Source organism: Actinoplanes sp. CA-030573, from assembly GCF_050951115.1.
In the GTDB taxonomy this organism is placed as follows: domain Bacteria; phylum Actinomycetota; class Actinomycetes; order Mycobacteriales; family Micromonosporaceae; genus Actinoplanes.
In genome coordinates this window covers 1,162,068-1,177,557 of the sequence record NZ_CP192038.1, presented here as the reverse complement: position 1 = coordinate 1,177,557, position 15,490 = coordinate 1,162,068, and the positions used below count along the sequence as shown (strand labels likewise).

The 15,490-nt window shown below is 69.9% G+C and carries 16 protein-coding genes, 1 other RNA gene and 1 pseudogene; 3 read left to right on the top strand and 15 right to left on the bottom strand.

The window, feature by feature from the left end; all coding sequences use genetic code 11:
• Window positions 1–108 precede the first annotated feature (108 nt).
• From ssrA to ACQP2F_RS05390, 8 genes are all read right to left on the bottom strand, one after another.
• Window positions 109–488, bottom strand: a transfer-messenger RNA (tmRNA) gene (ssrA, locus tag ACQP2F_RS05425).
• 23 nt (window positions 489–511) lie between these two features.
• The gene (locus ACQP2F_RS05420; protein ID WP_433301208.1) at window positions 512–1,180 is read right to left on the bottom strand and encodes a cellulose binding domain-containing protein; all 669 of its coding nucleotides are present in this window, start codon (window positions 1,178–1,180) and stop codon (window positions 512–514) included.
• Window positions 1,181–1,227: 47 nt separating this feature from the next.
• Window positions 1,228–1,704, bottom strand: coding sequence for an SsrA-binding protein SmpB (gene smpB, locus ACQP2F_RS05415; RefSeq protein WP_433301206.1), 477 nt, complete (start codon window positions 1,702–1,704; stop codon window positions 1,228–1,230).
• A gap of 8 nt (window positions 1,705–1,712) precedes the next feature.
• Entirely contained in the window at window positions 1,713–2,894 is a 1,182-nt protein-coding gene (locus tag ACQP2F_RS05410) for a M23 family metallopeptidase (RefSeq protein ID WP_433301205.1), read from the bottom strand.
• A gap of 165 nt (window positions 2,895–3,059) precedes the next feature.
• Window positions 3,060–3,935: a permease-like cell division protein FtsX gene (ftsX, locus tag ACQP2F_RS05405; protein ID WP_433301203.1), complete on the bottom strand. Its 876-nt coding sequence runs from the start codon at window positions 3,933–3,935 to the stop codon at window positions 3,060–3,062.
• Between the two features lie 63 nt (window positions 3,936–3,998).
• Entirely contained in the window at window positions 3,999–4,679 is a 681-nt protein-coding gene (gene ftsE, locus ACQP2F_RS05400) for a cell division ATP-binding protein FtsE (protein WP_433301201.1), read from the bottom strand.
• Window positions 4,680–4,822: 143 nt separating this feature from the next.
• On the bottom strand, window positions 4,823–5,935 hold the full coding sequence (gene prfB / locus ACQP2F_RS05395) for a peptide chain release factor 2 (protein WP_433301199.1): 1,113 nt from the start codon (window positions 5,933–5,935) through the stop codon (window positions 4,823–4,825).
• Window positions 5,936–5,992: 57 nt separating this feature from the next.
• On the bottom strand, window positions 5,993–6,508 hold the full coding sequence (locus tag ACQP2F_RS05390; RefSeq protein ID WP_433301197.1) for a PadR family transcriptional regulator: 516 nt from the start codon (window positions 6,506–6,508) through the stop codon (window positions 5,993–5,995).
• A gap of 320 nt (window positions 6,509–6,828) precedes the next feature.
• Between ACQP2F_RS05390 and ACQP2F_RS05385 the strand changes: the two genes are divergently transcribed.
• Entirely contained in the window at window positions 6,829–7,773 is a 945-nt protein-coding gene (locus tag ACQP2F_RS05385; RefSeq protein ID WP_433301196.1) for a hypothetical protein, read from the top strand.
• Between the two features lie 5 nt (window positions 7,774–7,778).
• Here the strand turns inward: ACQP2F_RS05385 and ACQP2F_RS05380 are convergent, their stop codons facing one another.
• Both ACQP2F_RS05380 and ACQP2F_RS05375 read right to left on the bottom strand, forming a co-directional pair.
• Complete coding sequence (locus ACQP2F_RS05380) at window positions 7,779–8,288, bottom strand: DUF6912 family protein (RefSeq protein WP_433301194.1); 510 nt, start codon at window positions 8,286–8,288, stop codon at window positions 7,779–7,781.
• A 119-nt stretch (window positions 8,289–8,407) separates the two neighbouring features.
• Window positions 8,408–8,863: an Lrp/AsnC family transcriptional regulator gene (locus ACQP2F_RS05375; protein WP_433301192.1), complete on the bottom strand. Its 456-nt coding sequence runs from the start codon at window positions 8,861–8,863 to the stop codon at window positions 8,408–8,410.
• Window positions 8,864–8,956: 93 nt separating this feature from the next.
• Here ACQP2F_RS05375 and ACQP2F_RS05370 point away from each other — a divergent pair, with 93 nt between their 5' ends.
• A complete protein-coding gene (locus ACQP2F_RS05370) occupies window positions 8,957–9,400 on the top strand; it encodes a rhodanese-like domain-containing protein (protein ID WP_433301190.1) in 444 nt (147 codons plus the stop codon).
• A gap of 114 nt (window positions 9,401–9,514) precedes the next feature.
• Here ACQP2F_RS05370 and ACQP2F_RS05365 read toward each other — a convergent pair whose 3' ends face one another.
• The 4 genes and pseudogenes from ACQP2F_RS05365 to secA form a co-directional block, all read right to left on the bottom strand.
• Window positions 9,515–10,006, bottom strand: coding sequence for an Rv3235 family protein (locus ACQP2F_RS05365; protein WP_433301187.1), 492 nt, complete (start codon window positions 10,004–10,006; stop codon window positions 9,515–9,517).
• Between the two features lie 128 nt (window positions 10,007–10,134).
• On the bottom strand, window positions 10,135–10,362 hold the full coding sequence (locus ACQP2F_RS05360; RefSeq protein ID WP_433301185.1) for a helix-turn-helix transcriptional regulator: 228 nt from the start codon (window positions 10,360–10,362) through the stop codon (window positions 10,135–10,137).
• Between the two features lie 87 nt (window positions 10,363–10,449).
• Complete coding sequence (locus tag ACQP2F_RS05355; protein ID WP_433307358.1) at window positions 10,450–10,599, bottom strand: SEC-C metal-binding domain-containing protein; 150 nt, start codon at window positions 10,597–10,599, stop codon at window positions 10,450–10,452.
• A gap of 236 nt (window positions 10,600–10,835) precedes the next feature.
• Window positions 10,836–13,356 (bottom strand): annotated as a pseudogene (secA, locus tag ACQP2F_RS05350) (preprotein translocase subunit SecA); the annotation flags it as partial.
• Between the two features lie 176 nt (window positions 13,357–13,532).
• Between secA and ACQP2F_RS05345 the strand changes: the two are divergent.
• Window positions 13,533–14,666, top strand: coding sequence for a GNAT family N-acetyltransferase (locus ACQP2F_RS05345; protein WP_433301183.1), 1,134 nt, complete (start codon window positions 13,533–13,535; stop codon window positions 14,664–14,666).
• A 4-nt stretch (window positions 14,667–14,670) separates the two neighbouring features.
• On the opposite strand, the gene hpf is transcribed toward ACQP2F_RS05345, so the two are convergent.
• Window positions 14,671–15,291: a ribosome hibernation-promoting factor, HPF/YfiA family gene (gene hpf, locus ACQP2F_RS05340; RefSeq protein ID WP_433301181.1), complete on the bottom strand. Its 621-nt coding sequence runs from the start codon at window positions 15,289–15,291 to the stop codon at window positions 14,671–14,673.
• Window positions 15,292–15,490: the final 199 nt, after the last annotated feature.

Genomic DNA, 15,490 nt, shown 5'->3' with positions numbered 1-15,490 from the left:
CCCAGCGCAACCACCCGCACCGTGGGGGGTTCGGGGGGCTCGGCGCCCCGGCAGACATGACGAGGGGCCCCGGTCCGCGCTTTCCGCGGACATAGGGGCCCCAGCCTCTCGTGGAGGTGCCGGGAATCGAACCCGGGTCCTTCGTTGCTTCGTCAGGGCTTCTCCGAGCGCAGCTCACTATGCCTCTACTTGCCCCTACCGATCACGTGAGCTAGTCGGTATGACGGGGCCAGTCGCTGATTAATCTCGCCTCGCGGCCCCCGCGACCGGGGCCGGTTGGCCAACCTCCTAGCTGATGCCGGAAATCTGGGACGGAGGTGTTCCCAGCCCGACAGAGCACGCTACTTGCCTCAGGCGGCGAGAGCGTAGTGCTCAGCGCGATTGTTATCGGCGCTTATTGGTTTCCGACGACCGATTCTCGAGACGACGTCGGCTTCCTCGGCTCGCTTCCCCTGTCTCCACGTACGAAGTCGAAACCAGTCACCCCCCAGTCGAAATCAACCTTTGAATCTTAGCTCACCGAACACGCACCGCCCACGACGGTGCAGCCTGCGGGGCGGGCGTTGCCGCGGCCGGTCTTGCTGACCTGGTAGCCGAAGCTTGCCGTGGCGCCGGGGGCCAGTGGGCCGCCGGTCAGCACGATCTTGTCGCCGCTCTGGGTGCCCCGCGCGCCCCAGGCGCCCATGAAGCGCAGGTTCTCCAGGCCGGAGTGGCTCACGGTGACGGTCCAGCTCCGGGCGACATTTCCGGTATTTCGTACCTTGACCATCCCGACGTACCCCTGCTCCCAGCTTGCCCCGACCGCCAGCGACGCCGAGAACGTGGCCGGCGCGGCAGTGGTCGTGGCCGGGGCGGCGGGACGGGTGGCCGTCCGCGTGCGGGTGGGCCGGGCCGACGGCGACGAGGATGACCGGGGCCGCGAGGGCGACGCGGAAGCGGACGGCGACAAAGACGGGGAAGAGGACGGCGAAGGAGACGGCGAGGACGAGGACGCGGAGGGACCCAGCCCGACCGGCACCTGCGGCATCGACGGCAGCACCACCGTGGGCTGCTGCTGCGCCTCGGCCGGCCCGACCGCCCGCACCGCGACCCACACGACCAGCATGACGAGGACGGCGACGGCGCCGCTCAGGACGACCCGGGCCGGACCGAGAGCGCGCGCCGAGTGCTTGGATGCCAACGGGCCATCCCTCCGGGTGATCTAGGAACGCCCGGCACAGTACCTGATCAGGACATGCCTTTGGAACGCCGACCCAGCGCGCGGGTGATCTCCCGCTGCGCATCGCGGGCGGCCAGGTCCTGCCGCTTGTCGTAGCTCTTCTTGCCCCGCGCCAGCGCGAGCTCGACCTTCGCGTACCCGTTGTGGAAGTAGACCTGGAGCGGCACCAGCGTGATGCCCTCGTCCCGCAGCTTGCCCTGGATCTTGCGGATCTCGTCGCGGTTCAGCAGCAGCTTGCGGATGCGCCGCGGCTCGTGGTTGGTCCAGGTGCCCTGCGTGTACTCGGGGATGTGCATGGCGTGCAGGAAGATCTCGCCGCCGCTCTCCTGGCCGAACGCGTCGGTCAGCGAGGCCCGGCCGGCGCGCAGCGACTTGACCTCGGTGCCGGTCAGCGCCATGCCGGCCTCGTAGGTGTCGAGGATGGCGTAGTCGTGGTGGGCCTTGCGGTTGGAGGCGACAACCTTCCGGCCCTGTTCGCGTGGCATGAACAAAGCTAACAAAGGCAGGACGGGAGATATTGCAGGGGATTCCGCGGTACGCCGTTGAAGCGCGTCTCGAAGTGCAGATGGTTCCCGGTCGACGCCCCGGTGGTCCCGACCCGGCCGATCACCTCGCCGCGGCGCACGTACTCGCCGACGTGCACGAGGATCGCCGACTGGTGCCCGTAACAGGTCTGGAAGCCGACCCCGTCGAGCCGGCCGTGGCTGATGCAGGTGTAGTTGCCGTACCCGCCGCTCCAGCCGGCCCGGATCACGTGCCCGGCGGCGGCCGCGTGGATCGGCATCCCGCGCGGCGCCGCGAAGTCGGTCCCGGCGTGCAGTTGCCAGACCCGGTAGAAGGGGTCGTACCGCTCGCCGAAGTCGCTCGACTTCCAGCCGTTGACCGGCATGAGCAGCCGCCCGCCGGTGTACCGGCCGCCGCCCCCGGACTTCACCGACCAGCCGCGCAGCGCCGTCCGGATCCGCCGCTCCTCGGCCACCGCGGCGCGGTAGCGGGCGAGCACGGCGGCCCGCTGGGCGTCGGCGATGCGCAGGGCGGCCTGGCGGCTGAGCATGAGCCGGGTGAGGGCCTGCTTGGCGCGCAGGGCGGCGGCCTGGGCGCCGCGGGCGGCGTCGACCTTCGCCTTGGCGGCGGCCTCGGCCTCCTCGGCCTCGCGCTTGGCCAGCCCGGCCCGGTCCTGGGCGCTGCGGGCGGCGGCGCGGGACCGGATGAGCCGGTCGACGTCCTGGTTCTGGGTACGCATGAGCTGGTCGACGAGGCTGAGCCGGTCCATGATGTCGGCCGGCCCGGTCGCCTCGACCAGCACGTTGATCCGCGAGAACGTGCTGCCCATGTAGGTGGCCTGGGCGATCTGGTCGACCCGCGCGCGGGCGTCGGCGAACTGGTCCTGCGCCTGCTGGAAGTCGCCGGCGACCCGGGCGTAGGCGGCGCGGGCGGCGTTGGCCCGGCGTCCCGCGGTGTTGGCGGCGGTGATCGCGGCGGCCACGGCTCCGCGCGAGACGGCGACGTTGCGCTGGGCGGCGGGCATCGCGGCGGTGGCGGCCTGCAGGCGGAGTGCGGCGAGGCGCGCCTGGGTGGTGGCATTTTCCAGTACGGCCGAAGCACGGTCCACCGCCCGGGCGGCCTGCCCGGCGGCGTTGTCGTCCGCGGACGCGGGCGCCGGGGCAACCGTCAAGCTGACAAGGCACGCGAATACCGCGATCAGGGGCCTATGCCAACATTTACACCACACGGGGTCTCACCGTACCCGCGAATCACTCCGATATCGCCTAAATCGCCCAACGGCCGCGAATCCCGTACGGGAATCGCGGCCGTTGTCTGTGATGTCAGCGGGAGAGCGTCAAACCTTGAGGTAGAAGCGCAGGGTGATCCAGGCGGTGATCGCGCTGACCACCGCTCCCACCCCCGCCAGCAGCGGCAACATGAGCCACACGTTGCTGTTGTGCACCGGGGTCAGGATGCTCGTCAGCGCGTGCAGCTTGTGATCGAGCAGCACCACCTTGCCGACGAACAGCACGATGAAGCCGATGATCGAGCCGATGACACCGGCGACCACCGCCTCGAGCACGAACGGCGCCTGGATGAACCAGTTGGACGCGCCGACCAGTTTCATGACCGCGACTTCTCGCCGTTTGCTGTACGCCGCCACCTGGATCGTGTTACCGACCAGTAGCAGCGCCGCGACAGCCATGAAGGCCGCCACCCCCAGCGAGCCGAACTGGAAGCCGTTGAAGATGTTGAAGACCTTGTCGAGCAGCGTCCGCTGGTCGATGACGTCCTGGATGCCGGGCATGCCGTTGATCTTGTCGGCGAACGTCTTGTACTTCTCCGGGTCCTTGAGCTTGACCCGGAACGACTCGGGCAGGCTGTTCGGGCCGACCGACTTGACGAAGTCCGGCGAGTCCGCCCAGAGCTGCTGGAAGCGGGCGAACGCCTCCTCGCGCGACTCGTACGTCTTGTCCTTCACCAGCGGATCGTTGGTGATCGCCTGGTCGATGGCGTTCCGCTGCGCCTCGGTGACATCCGAGCGCAGGAAGATGGAAACCTCGATCTCGCCGTAGTAGTAGTTCTTCATCTGGTCGACCTGCATGTAGAGCAGGACACTGGCGCCCAGCATGAAGAGCGACACCGACATGGTGATGATCATGGCGATCGTCATCGTGACGTTTCGCCAGAGGCCGACCAGGACCTCGTTGAGGACGTACTTCAAGCGCATCGGGGGGTTCCTTCCGGGACTCCGCGTCTTGCAACTTCAGCTGGGGATGGGACGGAGCCGGGCTCAGCCGTAAACGCCACGGGCCTGGTCACGGACGATGCGTCCGCTCTCGATCTCGATGACCCGCCGGCGCATCTGGTTGACGATGTTGGAGTCGTGCGTGACCATCACGACCGTGGTGCCGGTCCGGTTGATCCGGTCGAGCAGCCGCATGATCTCGATCGAGGTGTCCGGGTCGAGGTTTCCGGTCGGCTCGTCGGCCAGCAGGATCAGCGGGCGGTTGACGAACGCCCGGGCCACGGCCACGCGCTGCTGCTCACCGCCGGAGAGCTCGTGCGGGTAGCGGTGCTCCTTGCCGCCGAGGCCGACGAGCTCGAGCACCTCGGGCACGACGCGGCGGGCGACGGCCTTGGTCTTGCCGATGACCTCGAGGGCGAAGGCCACGTTCTCGTACGCCGTGCGGTTGGGCAGCAGGCGGAAGTCCTGGAACACGCAGCCGATCGAACGGCGGAAGTGCGGGACCTTCCACGACCGCAGGGTGGTCACATCCTTGGCGTTCACCATGACCTTGCCGCGGGTCGGCGCGACCTCGTGCAGCAGGAGCTTGATGATCGTCGACTTGCCGGAACCGGAGGGGCCGATGAAGAAGACGAACTCACCCTTCTCGATGCCCACGCTCACGTCGTCCAGCGACGGGCGAGACGCCTTGGGATACGTCTTCGTCACGTTCTCGAGCTGAATCACGGGACGGTAGTCTACGCGGTGTAACGAAATCGCCAACCCCGGCGGGTGCGCCAATCTGCACTGCCCATGCCGGAACAGGCGTTCCGACCGACGGCGCCTGACCGAACGTTCAAGCGCCGTCGCCGTCCGTGGCGATCTTGTCGTCAGCCGGCGATCTGACTCTGCTTGCGCCAGCGGATGCCGGCCTCGATGAACTCGTCCAACTCGCCGTCGAACACCGCGGACGGGTTGCCCGTCTCCTGCTCAGTACGCAGATCCTTCACCATCTGATACGGGTGCAGGACATAGGACCGCATCTGGTCGCCCCACGATCCGGTGGTGTCGTGCTTGAGGCCGGCGAGCTTCGCCTCCTCCTCCTGGCGCTTGCGCTCGAGCAGCCGGGCCTGCAGGACGCGCATGGCCGAGGCCTTGTTCTGCAGCTGCGACTTCTCGTTCTGACACGTCACCACGATGCCGGTGGGGATGTGCGTGAGGCGCACCGCGGAGTCGGTGGTGTTTACGCTCTGTCCACCAGGCCCGGACGAGCGGTAGACGTCGACGCGGACCTCGTTCTCCGGGATCTCGATGTGGTCGGTCTGCTCCACGACCGGCATCACCTCGACGCCGGCGAAGCTGGTCTGCCGGCGGCCCTGGTTGTCGAACGGGCTGATCCGGACCAACCGGTGGGTTCCCGACTCGACGCTGAGCGTTCCGTAGGCATAAGGCACTTTTACCGCGAACGTCGCCGACTTGAGGCCGGCCTCCTCCGCGTACGAGGTGTCGTAGACCTCGGTCGGGTAGCCGTGCCGCTCGGCCCAGCGCAGGTACATCCGCATGAGCATCTCGGCGAAGTCGGCGGCGTCGACCCCGCCGGCGCCGGCCCGGATGGCCACGACCGCCTCGCGGGAGTCGTACTCGCCGGAGAGGAGGGTGCGCACCTCCATCTCCTCGATCGCCTTGCCGAGCGACGTGATCTCGTCGCCGACCTCGGCGATGGACGCTTCGTCGCTCTCGGCCTCGGCCATCTCGAGCAGCAGCCCGGCGTCGTCGAGCCGGGAGCGGAGGCGCTCCATCTTGCTGATCTCGCCGGAGACGTACGAGAGGCGGCTGTTGACCTCCTGCGCGCGCGCCTGGTCGTCCCACAGGTCGGGGGCGGAGGCCTGCTCCTCGAGGTCGGCCTTGTCCCGGCGCAGCTTGTCGACGTCCAGGACGTTCTCGATGTTGCGCAGGGTGGCGTCGAGGGCCTTCAGTTGCTCAGGAAAGTCGGCAGCGGTCACGACACTCAAGACTACGCCGCCCGGCCAGGGTTCCGGCCGGGCGGTCGGGTCGGCTCATCAATTCGCGGGTGCGGTCTTCAGCCAGCTCAGCGCGGCCTTGTGATAGGCGACGGCGAACTCGAGCGCGGCGGACCCGTACGCGTCGCCGTTCTTCTTCGCCTCCTTCGCCTGCTCCTTGGCCATGGCCAGCGCCTCCGAGTGGTACTCGCTGGCACCGCTGTAGAGCGTCTGGAGCTGGCCGCCACTGTGCTGCTCGCCGAAGGCGACGCGCAGGGCGACGGGGTTGCGCAGGGCATCACGGCCGGGGGCCTCGGCGAGCCACCGGCTGAAGGCGCGCTTGCCGGAGGCGGTGATGGCGTAGGGCTGGCTGGACCGGGGGCCGGGCTTGCCGAGTCGGACGAACCCCATGTCGGCGAGAACCGGCAATTCGCGGTAGACCTGGCTCCGCGTCATCGACCAGTAGGGCCCGAGGCGGCGTTCGGCAGCCGCCATGAGCTGTCCGCCGGTCATCGGCCCCTCGTGAAGCAGGCCGAGCAGAGCGGCAGCCGTGGGATTGATTTGAGTGTCGGGCATGCCTTCTAAGCTGCCACTTTGTCGCGCCCACGTCCAGGATATCGCCCGATCCGTCCAGTTTGCGTCTCCACAAACGACTGTCCCGCACAGACAGTCCGACCACGAGGGTCGAGACCGCGCGTTTAACCGGCAACCAGGGGTGTGACCAGCTAAAATGGCTCTAGCAAACCGGTCAGACGGCGATGCCGGGCAGCAACCACCCGAAAAGGTACGAGCCGGCGCCCCCAAATGCCGCGCCGCCCCCCAATCGGGATGATTGCCTCGCCGGCCTCCCGCACCGGCCCGGCGATCTCCGGGGCTCGCCGCGTACCCTGAGCCCCATGCGTGCCCAGGCCCCCCTCGCCGAGGATCTGACACCGGACGCCGAGCGGCCCTCGTCGAACGGTCTCGTCCTCGCGCTCGCGGCGCTGATCTGGATGGCCGCCATGCTGTGGTCGGCGCGCGCCACCATCACCGGGCGCACCGACGCCGAGATGGAGGTGACCTCGACGGCGTACGCGTTGCCCGGCGCGGTCACCGCATCGCTGGTGGCCGGGTCCGCCGTGGCGCTGGCCCTGCTCGCCGTGGTCTCCCGGCGCCGGGAGCTCGGCTCGACCGCCCGGTTCGCGGTCGCCACCGGCGGCGGCCTCGTGCTCGGCCTGCTCGGCGCCCTCGCGATCATCACGATCAACACCGAGGGCTGGATCTACGCGGTGGTCGGCGGCACGATCGCGGCGGCGGCCACGATCGGCGGCGCGCTGGCCGGGTTCCGGCAGCCCCGGGTGCTGTCCGCGGTCGGCTGGGCCTCGATCGGGGTGTTCCTGGTCGGCTTCCTGCTCAACATCTTCCAGAACCCGGTGCTCAAGGCGCTGGGCTCGGGCTCGACCGACTCCTCACAGGCCAGTGCGGCCCAGTGGTTCACCTTCCTGCAGGCGGTTCTCTCCGGCTTGGCGGCGGGCCTCATCGCGTACGGGATATTGCGCCGTCTCCGCCGTCGCGCATCCGGCGTGGACGTGCCGTGGCCGTTCTACGCGCTGGCCGGCGCCGGGCCCGGTCTCCTGCTGGTGGTCGGCGAGGGTCTCACCCGGACGGCCGGCGCGCGCGTGCTCGACCTCGCCGGCAAGGTGAGCGAGCTGGAGCTGGCGGTGCAGCAGATGCTCAGCGGGGCCCGCTTCAACAGCGCGCTGATCATCCTCTTCGTGGGCGCGATCAGCGCCGCGATCGCGGTCGGCCGCACCATCAAGCCGGCCGAGGAGCAGGCGTCCGCCCCGGCCGCCGCCGATTAGGAGACTCAGGCCAGGTCGTCCAGCTCGGAGACCGCGTACCACTCCAGCTCGTGATCCTCGGCGCCGTCGACGGTGAACTGCGCGTCGGGGTCACCGGCCAGCGCCTCCTCGACCACGTCGGCCGCGGCGGCCACCTGCTCGGCCGCGTCGGCGCCGTCCACATGGATCGAGGCCACCTCGGTGAGCGACACCGGCTGCGGCAGCAGCACCGCGCTCGAGCCGAGCTCGACGTCCTCGCGGACCAGCGCGGTCGCCGCCACGTCGGCCGACACCACGACCCGCCGGCGCGGGGCGGCCGGATCGTGCCGGAGCAGCTGGAGGGCGGCCTGGGCGGCCCGGGTGAAGGCGACGTACTCGAGCTCCTCCTCGTCGCCCTCCGCGTACCACTCGCGCAGGGCCGGGGTCACCGCGTGCGCGGTCATGCCGCCGGCGCCCAGCTTCCCGGAGTCGCGCAGGGTCGCCAGCAGCGGCACGGTGGCCGGCACGTAGACCCGGACCAGCTCGGTGATCGGCACGTCTCCTCCTGGCTGATGGACCGTCCCCGTAGTACACCGCCGCGGCGGGGCCGGGAAGGCCCATTCCACCAGTCGTGTCCGGATCGTGGCACGCCGGGCCCTTCGGCCGGGCCGTTTGGTCAGACGGGCTCGGCTATGGACCGGCCGGACAGGGGGCTGGAGTAGACGACGCTCGTGGTGACCGGGCCCAGGCCGGAGATGCGGCCGGTCACCTCCTCCAGGTGGCGCATCGAGCGGGCCAGCACCTTCAGGACGAAACAGTCCTCGCCGGTCACGTGGTGGGCCTCGACGATCTCGGGGGTGGCGTCGAGCATCGCGTGGAACGGACGGTAGTTGCCGGTCGGATAGCGCAACCGGACGAAGGCCATCACGGTCAGGCCCACCCGCTCGGGGTCGACGGTCGCCCGATAGCCGGCGATCACGCCACCCTCCTCGAGGCGGCGGACACGCTCGGCCACGGCGCTCGCCGACATGGCGACGGCCCGAGCCAGCTCGGCGTAGCTGGCCCGCCCGTCCCGCTGCAGCTCGGCAAGCAGGCGCCAATCCGTCCGGTCGAGTGCGGAGTCCACGGTCATGGGCGCAATGTACCGGGCGATCCTCGGTGATCGCTGTGAAGCACCGTCGAATGACCATGTGCCAGGCCCGATCGCCGCCCTAGCCTTTCTCCCATGACGATCACCAGCACCGACACCCGGGCCGCGGCCGCCTTCTTCGCCGCCCGGCTCGAGTTCCAGACCGACGTCTCGGACGTGCACGCGGCCATGGCCTCGGCCGAGCCGGGCTTCGTGCTGATCGACACCCGCAGCCGCGCCGCCTGGGACCAGGGCCACATCCCCGGCGCGATCCACCTGCCGACCGCCGAGATCGGCGCGCGCGCCGCCGAGCTGCTCGACCCGGCGGTACCGGTGGTCGCCTACTGCTGGGGCCCCGGCTGCAACGGCTCCACCCGCGCCGGGCTGGCGCTGTCCCGAGCCGGATACGCGGCGAAGGAGATGATCGGCGGCATCGAGTACTGGGTGCGCGAGGGCTTCCCGTTGCGAACCCCCGAGGGCGACGTAGTGGCCGACACCGACCCGCTGACCGCGCCGGTCACCCAAGCCTGCGGCTGCTGACCGGGACGCCCGCCGTCTCCACCCGACGAGCGCCCCGGCGCCTTCGGCCCGGCGCGTCGGCCCGGCGCGTCGGCCCGGCGCCTCCGGCTTGCCGATCCCCCGGCCGATCCCCGGCTAGATCAGCCGGAGCAGGGTCGCCGACCAGGTCTCCTGGTGCAGCTCCATCCGCAACGCCATCGCCCAGGTGCGCTCCCCCGTCACCAGGGCCACGGCGGCTTCGACGGCGCCCGGCCTCGGCTCGCACAGGCGCAACCGGATCACCGCGGTCGGCGGCGGACGCTTCGGCGGCCGCCGCCCCGGGGCGAGCGCGGCCCGGCGCAGCTCGGCCACCCGCCGCGAGCCGGCCAGACCCTGCGCCACCACGCTCGCCGCCTCGGCCGGACGCGCGAGATGCCGCAGGTGGGCGGGCGGCCGATGCCCGTTGAGCACCTCGACACACATGCGCACGAAGCGGTGCACCGCGACCTTCGCATCGTGCGACGCCCCGGCCACCACCGACCGATGCACCGGCACGCGGGCGTCACGCGACGGACGGGTGCTCACCGGCCGGCGCACGGCGACCGCGCCGTCGCGGGACACCCCGGCCATCTCGATCGTCCGACTCACGGCGCCACCCCCGCGTATATTGCGTTTGCCTTCGTTTGCCTACGACAGCGATTCTGTCGCGGGCCGCGGAGGAGCGTCAACGGCGGCCGCAAGACCACCACCGATGCGAGAAGAGGAACAAAGCGGGCCTACTCGGCCTCTCGCTCGGTCAGCGGGTTCTGCGCCACCCACTCGGCCGTCTCGGCGTACTTGAGCTGGATGTATTCCTCGAGCTTGGCCCGCTCGACCCGCCACTGACCGCGGCCGCCGACCTTGATCGCGGGCAGCTCGCCGCTGCGGACCATGTGGTAGACCTGCGAGTCCGAGACGTTCAGCTCGGCCGCCACGTCGGACAGCAGCAAGAATCTTGGCTCCACGGGCTTAGTTTGCCACCGTTTGCCTTCGAGTGCAGGGCAGCAAAACGGCCCGCCGGCAAACGCCGGCGGGCCGTGAAGCAGACGAGGTCAGACGGCCCCGGGAGCCCCGTGGCAGCGCTTGTACTTCTTGCCCGAGCCGCAGTAGCACGGCGCGTTGCGGGACGGGCCGTTCGACTCGGCCGCCTGGTGCGCGCCGCCGCGGCGGTTGGCCGGGCCGTGGGCGGGCGAGGCCGGCACCGGCGAGCCGCCCGTGCCGATGCCCAGGGCCGGCGCCTGCTGGATGACCGGCGCGCCGTCCCCGGCCTCGCCGTCGATCGCGGGCGCCGTGTACTGCAGGTTCTGCGGACGGCGGGCGCCGCCCAAGCCCTTGGCCCGAACCTCGACGCGGTCGGAGTCGGCCAGGTTCTCCTCGGCGTCGCCGGGCGCGCCGACGGCGGAGAGCGGAACGGCCTTGCTCGGGTCGACCGTGACGGTCGGCGCCTCCTCGACCTGGACCTCCAGGTTGAAGACGAACCCGACGGCCTCCTCCTTGATGCCCTCCATCATCTGGTTGAACATGTCGAAGCCCTCGCGCTGGTACTCCACCACGGGGTCGCGCTGGGCGTACGCCCGGAGGCTGATGCCCTCCTGGAGGTAGTCCATCTCGTAGAGGTGCTCGCGCCACTTACGGTCGATGACCGCCAGCAGCACCTGCCGCTCGAGCTCGCGCAAGGCCTCCTCGCCCAGCTCCTGCTCGCGCAGCCGGTACGCCTCGGCCGCGTCGTCCTTGAGCTGCTGGATGAGGAACTCCTGGTCGATGGCGTTCCGCTCGCCGCCGGACTCCTCGACGATGTCGTCGATGGTGACCGACACCGGGTAGAGGCGGCGGAGGTTGGTCCAGAGCTGCTCGAGGTCCCAGTCCTCGGCGTAGCCCTCGGCCGTGGCGGCCAGCACGATGTCGCCGATCACGTCGTCGATCATGTTGCGGACCTGGTCGTGCATGTCCTCGCCGTCGAGCACGCGCTTGCGCTCGGCGTAGATGACCTGGCGCTGCTTGTTGAGCACCTCGTCGTACTTGAGGACGTTCTTGCGGATCTCCGCGTTCTGGCCCTCGATCTGGGTCTGGGCGCTGCGGATCTGCCGGGTCACCATCTTGGACTCGATCGGCACGTCCTCGGGGATGTTGAACCGCTCCATCACCGCCTCGACCGCGCCCGCCCGGAACCGCTTCATCAGGTCGTCCTGCAGCGACAGGTAGAACCGGGACTCGCCCGGGTCACCCTGCCGGCCGGAACGACCGCGCAGCTGGTTGTCGATGCGCCGGGAGTCGTGCCGCTCGGTGCCCAGCACGTAGAGCCCGCCGGCCGCGATCACCTCTTCGGCCTCCGCGTCGCAGGCTTCCTTCCAGGCCGGCAGGACCTCCTCGAGCGCCTTCGCGTATTCCTCGGGGCTCTCGACCGGGTCCAGGCCGCGCTGGTGCAGCTCGGCCGAGGCCAGGAACTCGGGGTTGCCGCCGAGCAGGATGTCGGTGCCGCGGCCGGCCATGTTGGTGGCGACCGTGACGCCGCCCTTGCGGCCGGCCTGCGCGATGATCGTGGCTTCCTGGGCGTGGAACTTCGCGTTCAGCACGCTGTGCGGGATGCCGCGGCGGCGCAGCAGCTGCGACAGGATCTCGGAGTTCTCGACCGAGACGGTGCCGACGAGGACGGGCTGGCCGGTGGCGTGCCGCTCGGCGATGTCCTCGATGACCGCGTTGAACTTGGCCTTCTCGGTCTTGTAGATGACGTCCGGGTGGTCGATGCGGATCATCGGCCGGTGCGTCGGGATGGTCACGACGCCGACCTTGTAGACCTTGTTGAACTCGCCGGCCTCGGTCTGCGCCGTACCGGTCATGCCGCCGAGCTTCTCGTAGAGCCGGAAGTAGTTCTGCAGCGTGATGGTCGCCAGGGTCTGGTTCTCCTGCTTGACCTCCACGCCCTCCTTGGCCTCGATCGCCTGGTGCATGCCCTCGTTGTAGCGGCGGCCGTGCAGGATGCGGCCGGTGAACTCGTCGACGATGAGCACCTCGCCGCTCTCGTTGACGATGTAGTCCTTGTCCCGCTTGTAGAGCTCCTTGGCCTTGATGGCGTTGTTCAGGTAGCCGACCAGCGGGGTGTTCACCGACTCGTAGAGGTTGTCGATGCCGAGGCGGTCCTCGACCCGGGACACGCCGCGCTCGGTGATGGCGACCGTACGCTTGGCCTCGTCGACCTCGTAGTCGCCCTCGCCGTCCTTGCCGCGCTGGAGCCGGTTGACGATCGCGGCGAACTCCGAGTACCACCGGGCCGAGTGCTCGGCCGGACCGGAGATGATCAGCGGCGTACGGGCCTCGTCGATCAGGATCGAGTCGACCTCGTCCACGATCGCGAAGTTGTGGCCGCGCTGGACCAGCTCATCCTTCGACCACGCCATGTTGTCGCGCAGGTAGTCGAAGCCGAACTCGTTGTTCGTCCCGTAGGTGATGTCGCACAGGTACGCCTCGCGGTGCTCCGCGGACGGCCGGTTCGGCAGGATCACGCCGACGGTGAGGCCGAGGAACACGTGGACGCGGCCGACCCACTCGGCGTCGCGCTGGGCGAGGTAGTCGTTCACCGTGATGATGTGCACGCCCTTGCCGCTCAACGCGTTGAGGTAGGCCGGGAACACGCCGGTCAGGGTCTTGCCCTCACCGGTCTTCATCTCCGGGATGTTGCCGAAGTGCAGGGCGGCGCCGCCCATCAGCTGCACGTCGTACGCCCGCTGGCCGAGCACCCGCTTGGCACCCTCCCGGGCGACCGCGAACGCCTCGGGCAGCAGCGAGTCGAGGGACTCGCCGTCCGCGTACCGTTCCTTGAACTGCTGGGTGCACTCCCGCAACTCGTCGTCGGTCAGATCGACGTAGTCTTCCTCGATCGAGTTGACCGCGTCAGCGATCGCCTTCAGCCGGCGCACCATGCGGCCTTCGCCGGCGCGTAGGACCTTTTCCAATATCGACACGGGTCAGCGCTCCCCTAGACAGTCTGCCGAACCATCGTAGGCACCCTTCCGCGGAACCTGTGACCCGAGCCTCCGGTTAACCGCACAAAGGGTACGAAACAGGGCATGGAGTTCGCTCACGGCGCAGCGATTCCGGCAGGATTATCCCCGAAACGGCGCCGTCCCCAGGAGGATCCTTGAGCCCCGCGGAGATCAACGGTACCGGTGTGCGACTCCGGGCATATCGCCCGGACGACGCCGACGCGGTGGCCGCCGGTTACGACGATCCGCTCAGCTACCGCTTCCTGCCGCCGCTGCCGTCCCCGTTCACGCTCGCGCAGGCCGAGCGCTTCCTCAGCGAGGGCGTGGCGGCGATCTTCGCCGAGGGTGGCGCCGCGTACGCGATCGCCGACCCCGAGACCGACGACCTGCTCGGCGGCATCGGCTTCGACAAGGTGGTGCCGAGCCGCGGCCAGGCCGAGATCGGCTACTGGGTGGGTCCGTGGGCGCGTGGCCGGGGTGTCGCCACGGCGGCGGTCCGCGCGCTGAGCGCGCACGCTCTCGGCGCCGGCCTCGAGCGCCTCGAGCTTCTCACCCACTGGGAGAACGCGGTGAGCCAGCGAGTCGCGCTGGCGTCGGGTTTCCAGCGCGAGGGCGTACGCCGCGCGGCCCTGCCCGATCGCGCCGGCGGCCGGGACGACCTGATCGTCTTCGCCCGGCTGGCCGCCGACGACGGCCTCCCGATCGAGCGCGCCCTGCCCGACCTGCCCGGCGGCGAGCTCACCGACGGCGTCGTGCGGTTGCGCCCGCTCGGCCCGGACGACACCGGCTTCCTCACCGCGCTGCGCTCGCTGCCCGACGTGTGGTCGACCAGCGTGCCTCCGCAGCCGCCGACCCCGGAGCAGGTCCGGCGCCGCTGCACGCGGGCGGCGGCGCACTGGCTCGAGGGCGCCCGGGCCGACATGGTCATCGTCGACGTCGCGACCGGCGCGCCGGCCGGCGAGATCGGCCTGTTCTACCAGGAGCCGGCGACCGGCCAGGGCATGATCGGCTACAGCGTGCTGCCGGCGTTCCGGGGCCGCGGCTTCGCGACCCGGGCGGCCCAGCTCGTCGCGCTGTGGGCGTTCGCCGAGACGGACATCGCCCGCCTCATCGCGGGCGCGCTGCCGACGAACGTGGGTTCCCAGCGAGTGCTGCAGAAGGCCGGCTTCCGCCGGGAGGCGTACCTGCGCTCGCGTCTGCCCGGACCGGACGGCGTCCGCACGGACGACGTCCAGTTCGTGCTGCTCGCCGAGGACCTCCTCACCGAAGGCCCTCGGCTGGACGGCTAGCTCTTCAGGCGGTTCCCTCCAGCGAGAGGATGCCGTAGTCGTAGCCGCGCCGGCGGTAGACGACGCTGGGCCGGCCGCTGTCCTTGTCGAGGAAAAGGTAGAAATCGTGGCCGACGAGCTCCATCTGGAACAGGGCGTCGTCGACGGTCATCGGGTCGGCGGGGTGTTCCTTCTCCCGCACGATGCGCCACGGCTGGTCGCCGTCGTGCTCGGCCAGAGCGGTGGCGACGGATGACTCCTCGGCTTGCTGCTCGGCCAGGCTGAGGTCGGTGGGCAGGCCCGCGGTCGCGGCCGCCACCGAGACGGGCGCGTGCCGCCCGCGGTGGACGCGACGGCGGTCGGCCGATCGGCGCAACCGTCCGTCGAGTTTGGTGATGGCGCAGTCCAGGGCTGCGTAGAAGTCCTTGGCGCAGGCCTCGGCGCGAACGACCGGGCCTCTCGTCATGACGGTGATCTCGACCCGCTGGCACTTGTCGGACTGGCGCGGATTGCGTTCGTGGAACAGCTCCACGTCGGCCCGGATCAGCTTCTGGTCGTAACGCTCGACCTTGCTCAGCTTGTCGGCGACGTGTTCCCGGTAGTGGTCGGGAACCTCTACGTTGCGGCCCTTGACGACAATGTCCACTCGTGACCTCCCCCAACGTTCTGTTCTTCGGACGCCCTGACGGACGGATGCCGGGGGCGCCGAACTGCGACGCGGTGTTCTGGTTGCGGTGACGCCGTGCCGGATTTCAGGTGGTCTCCGGCTTTTCAGATGGTGCTTACTCGGCGTGACCGATCGCGAATGAGACGACTCCTTTCCGGTGGCGGATGCGTCCGCACGC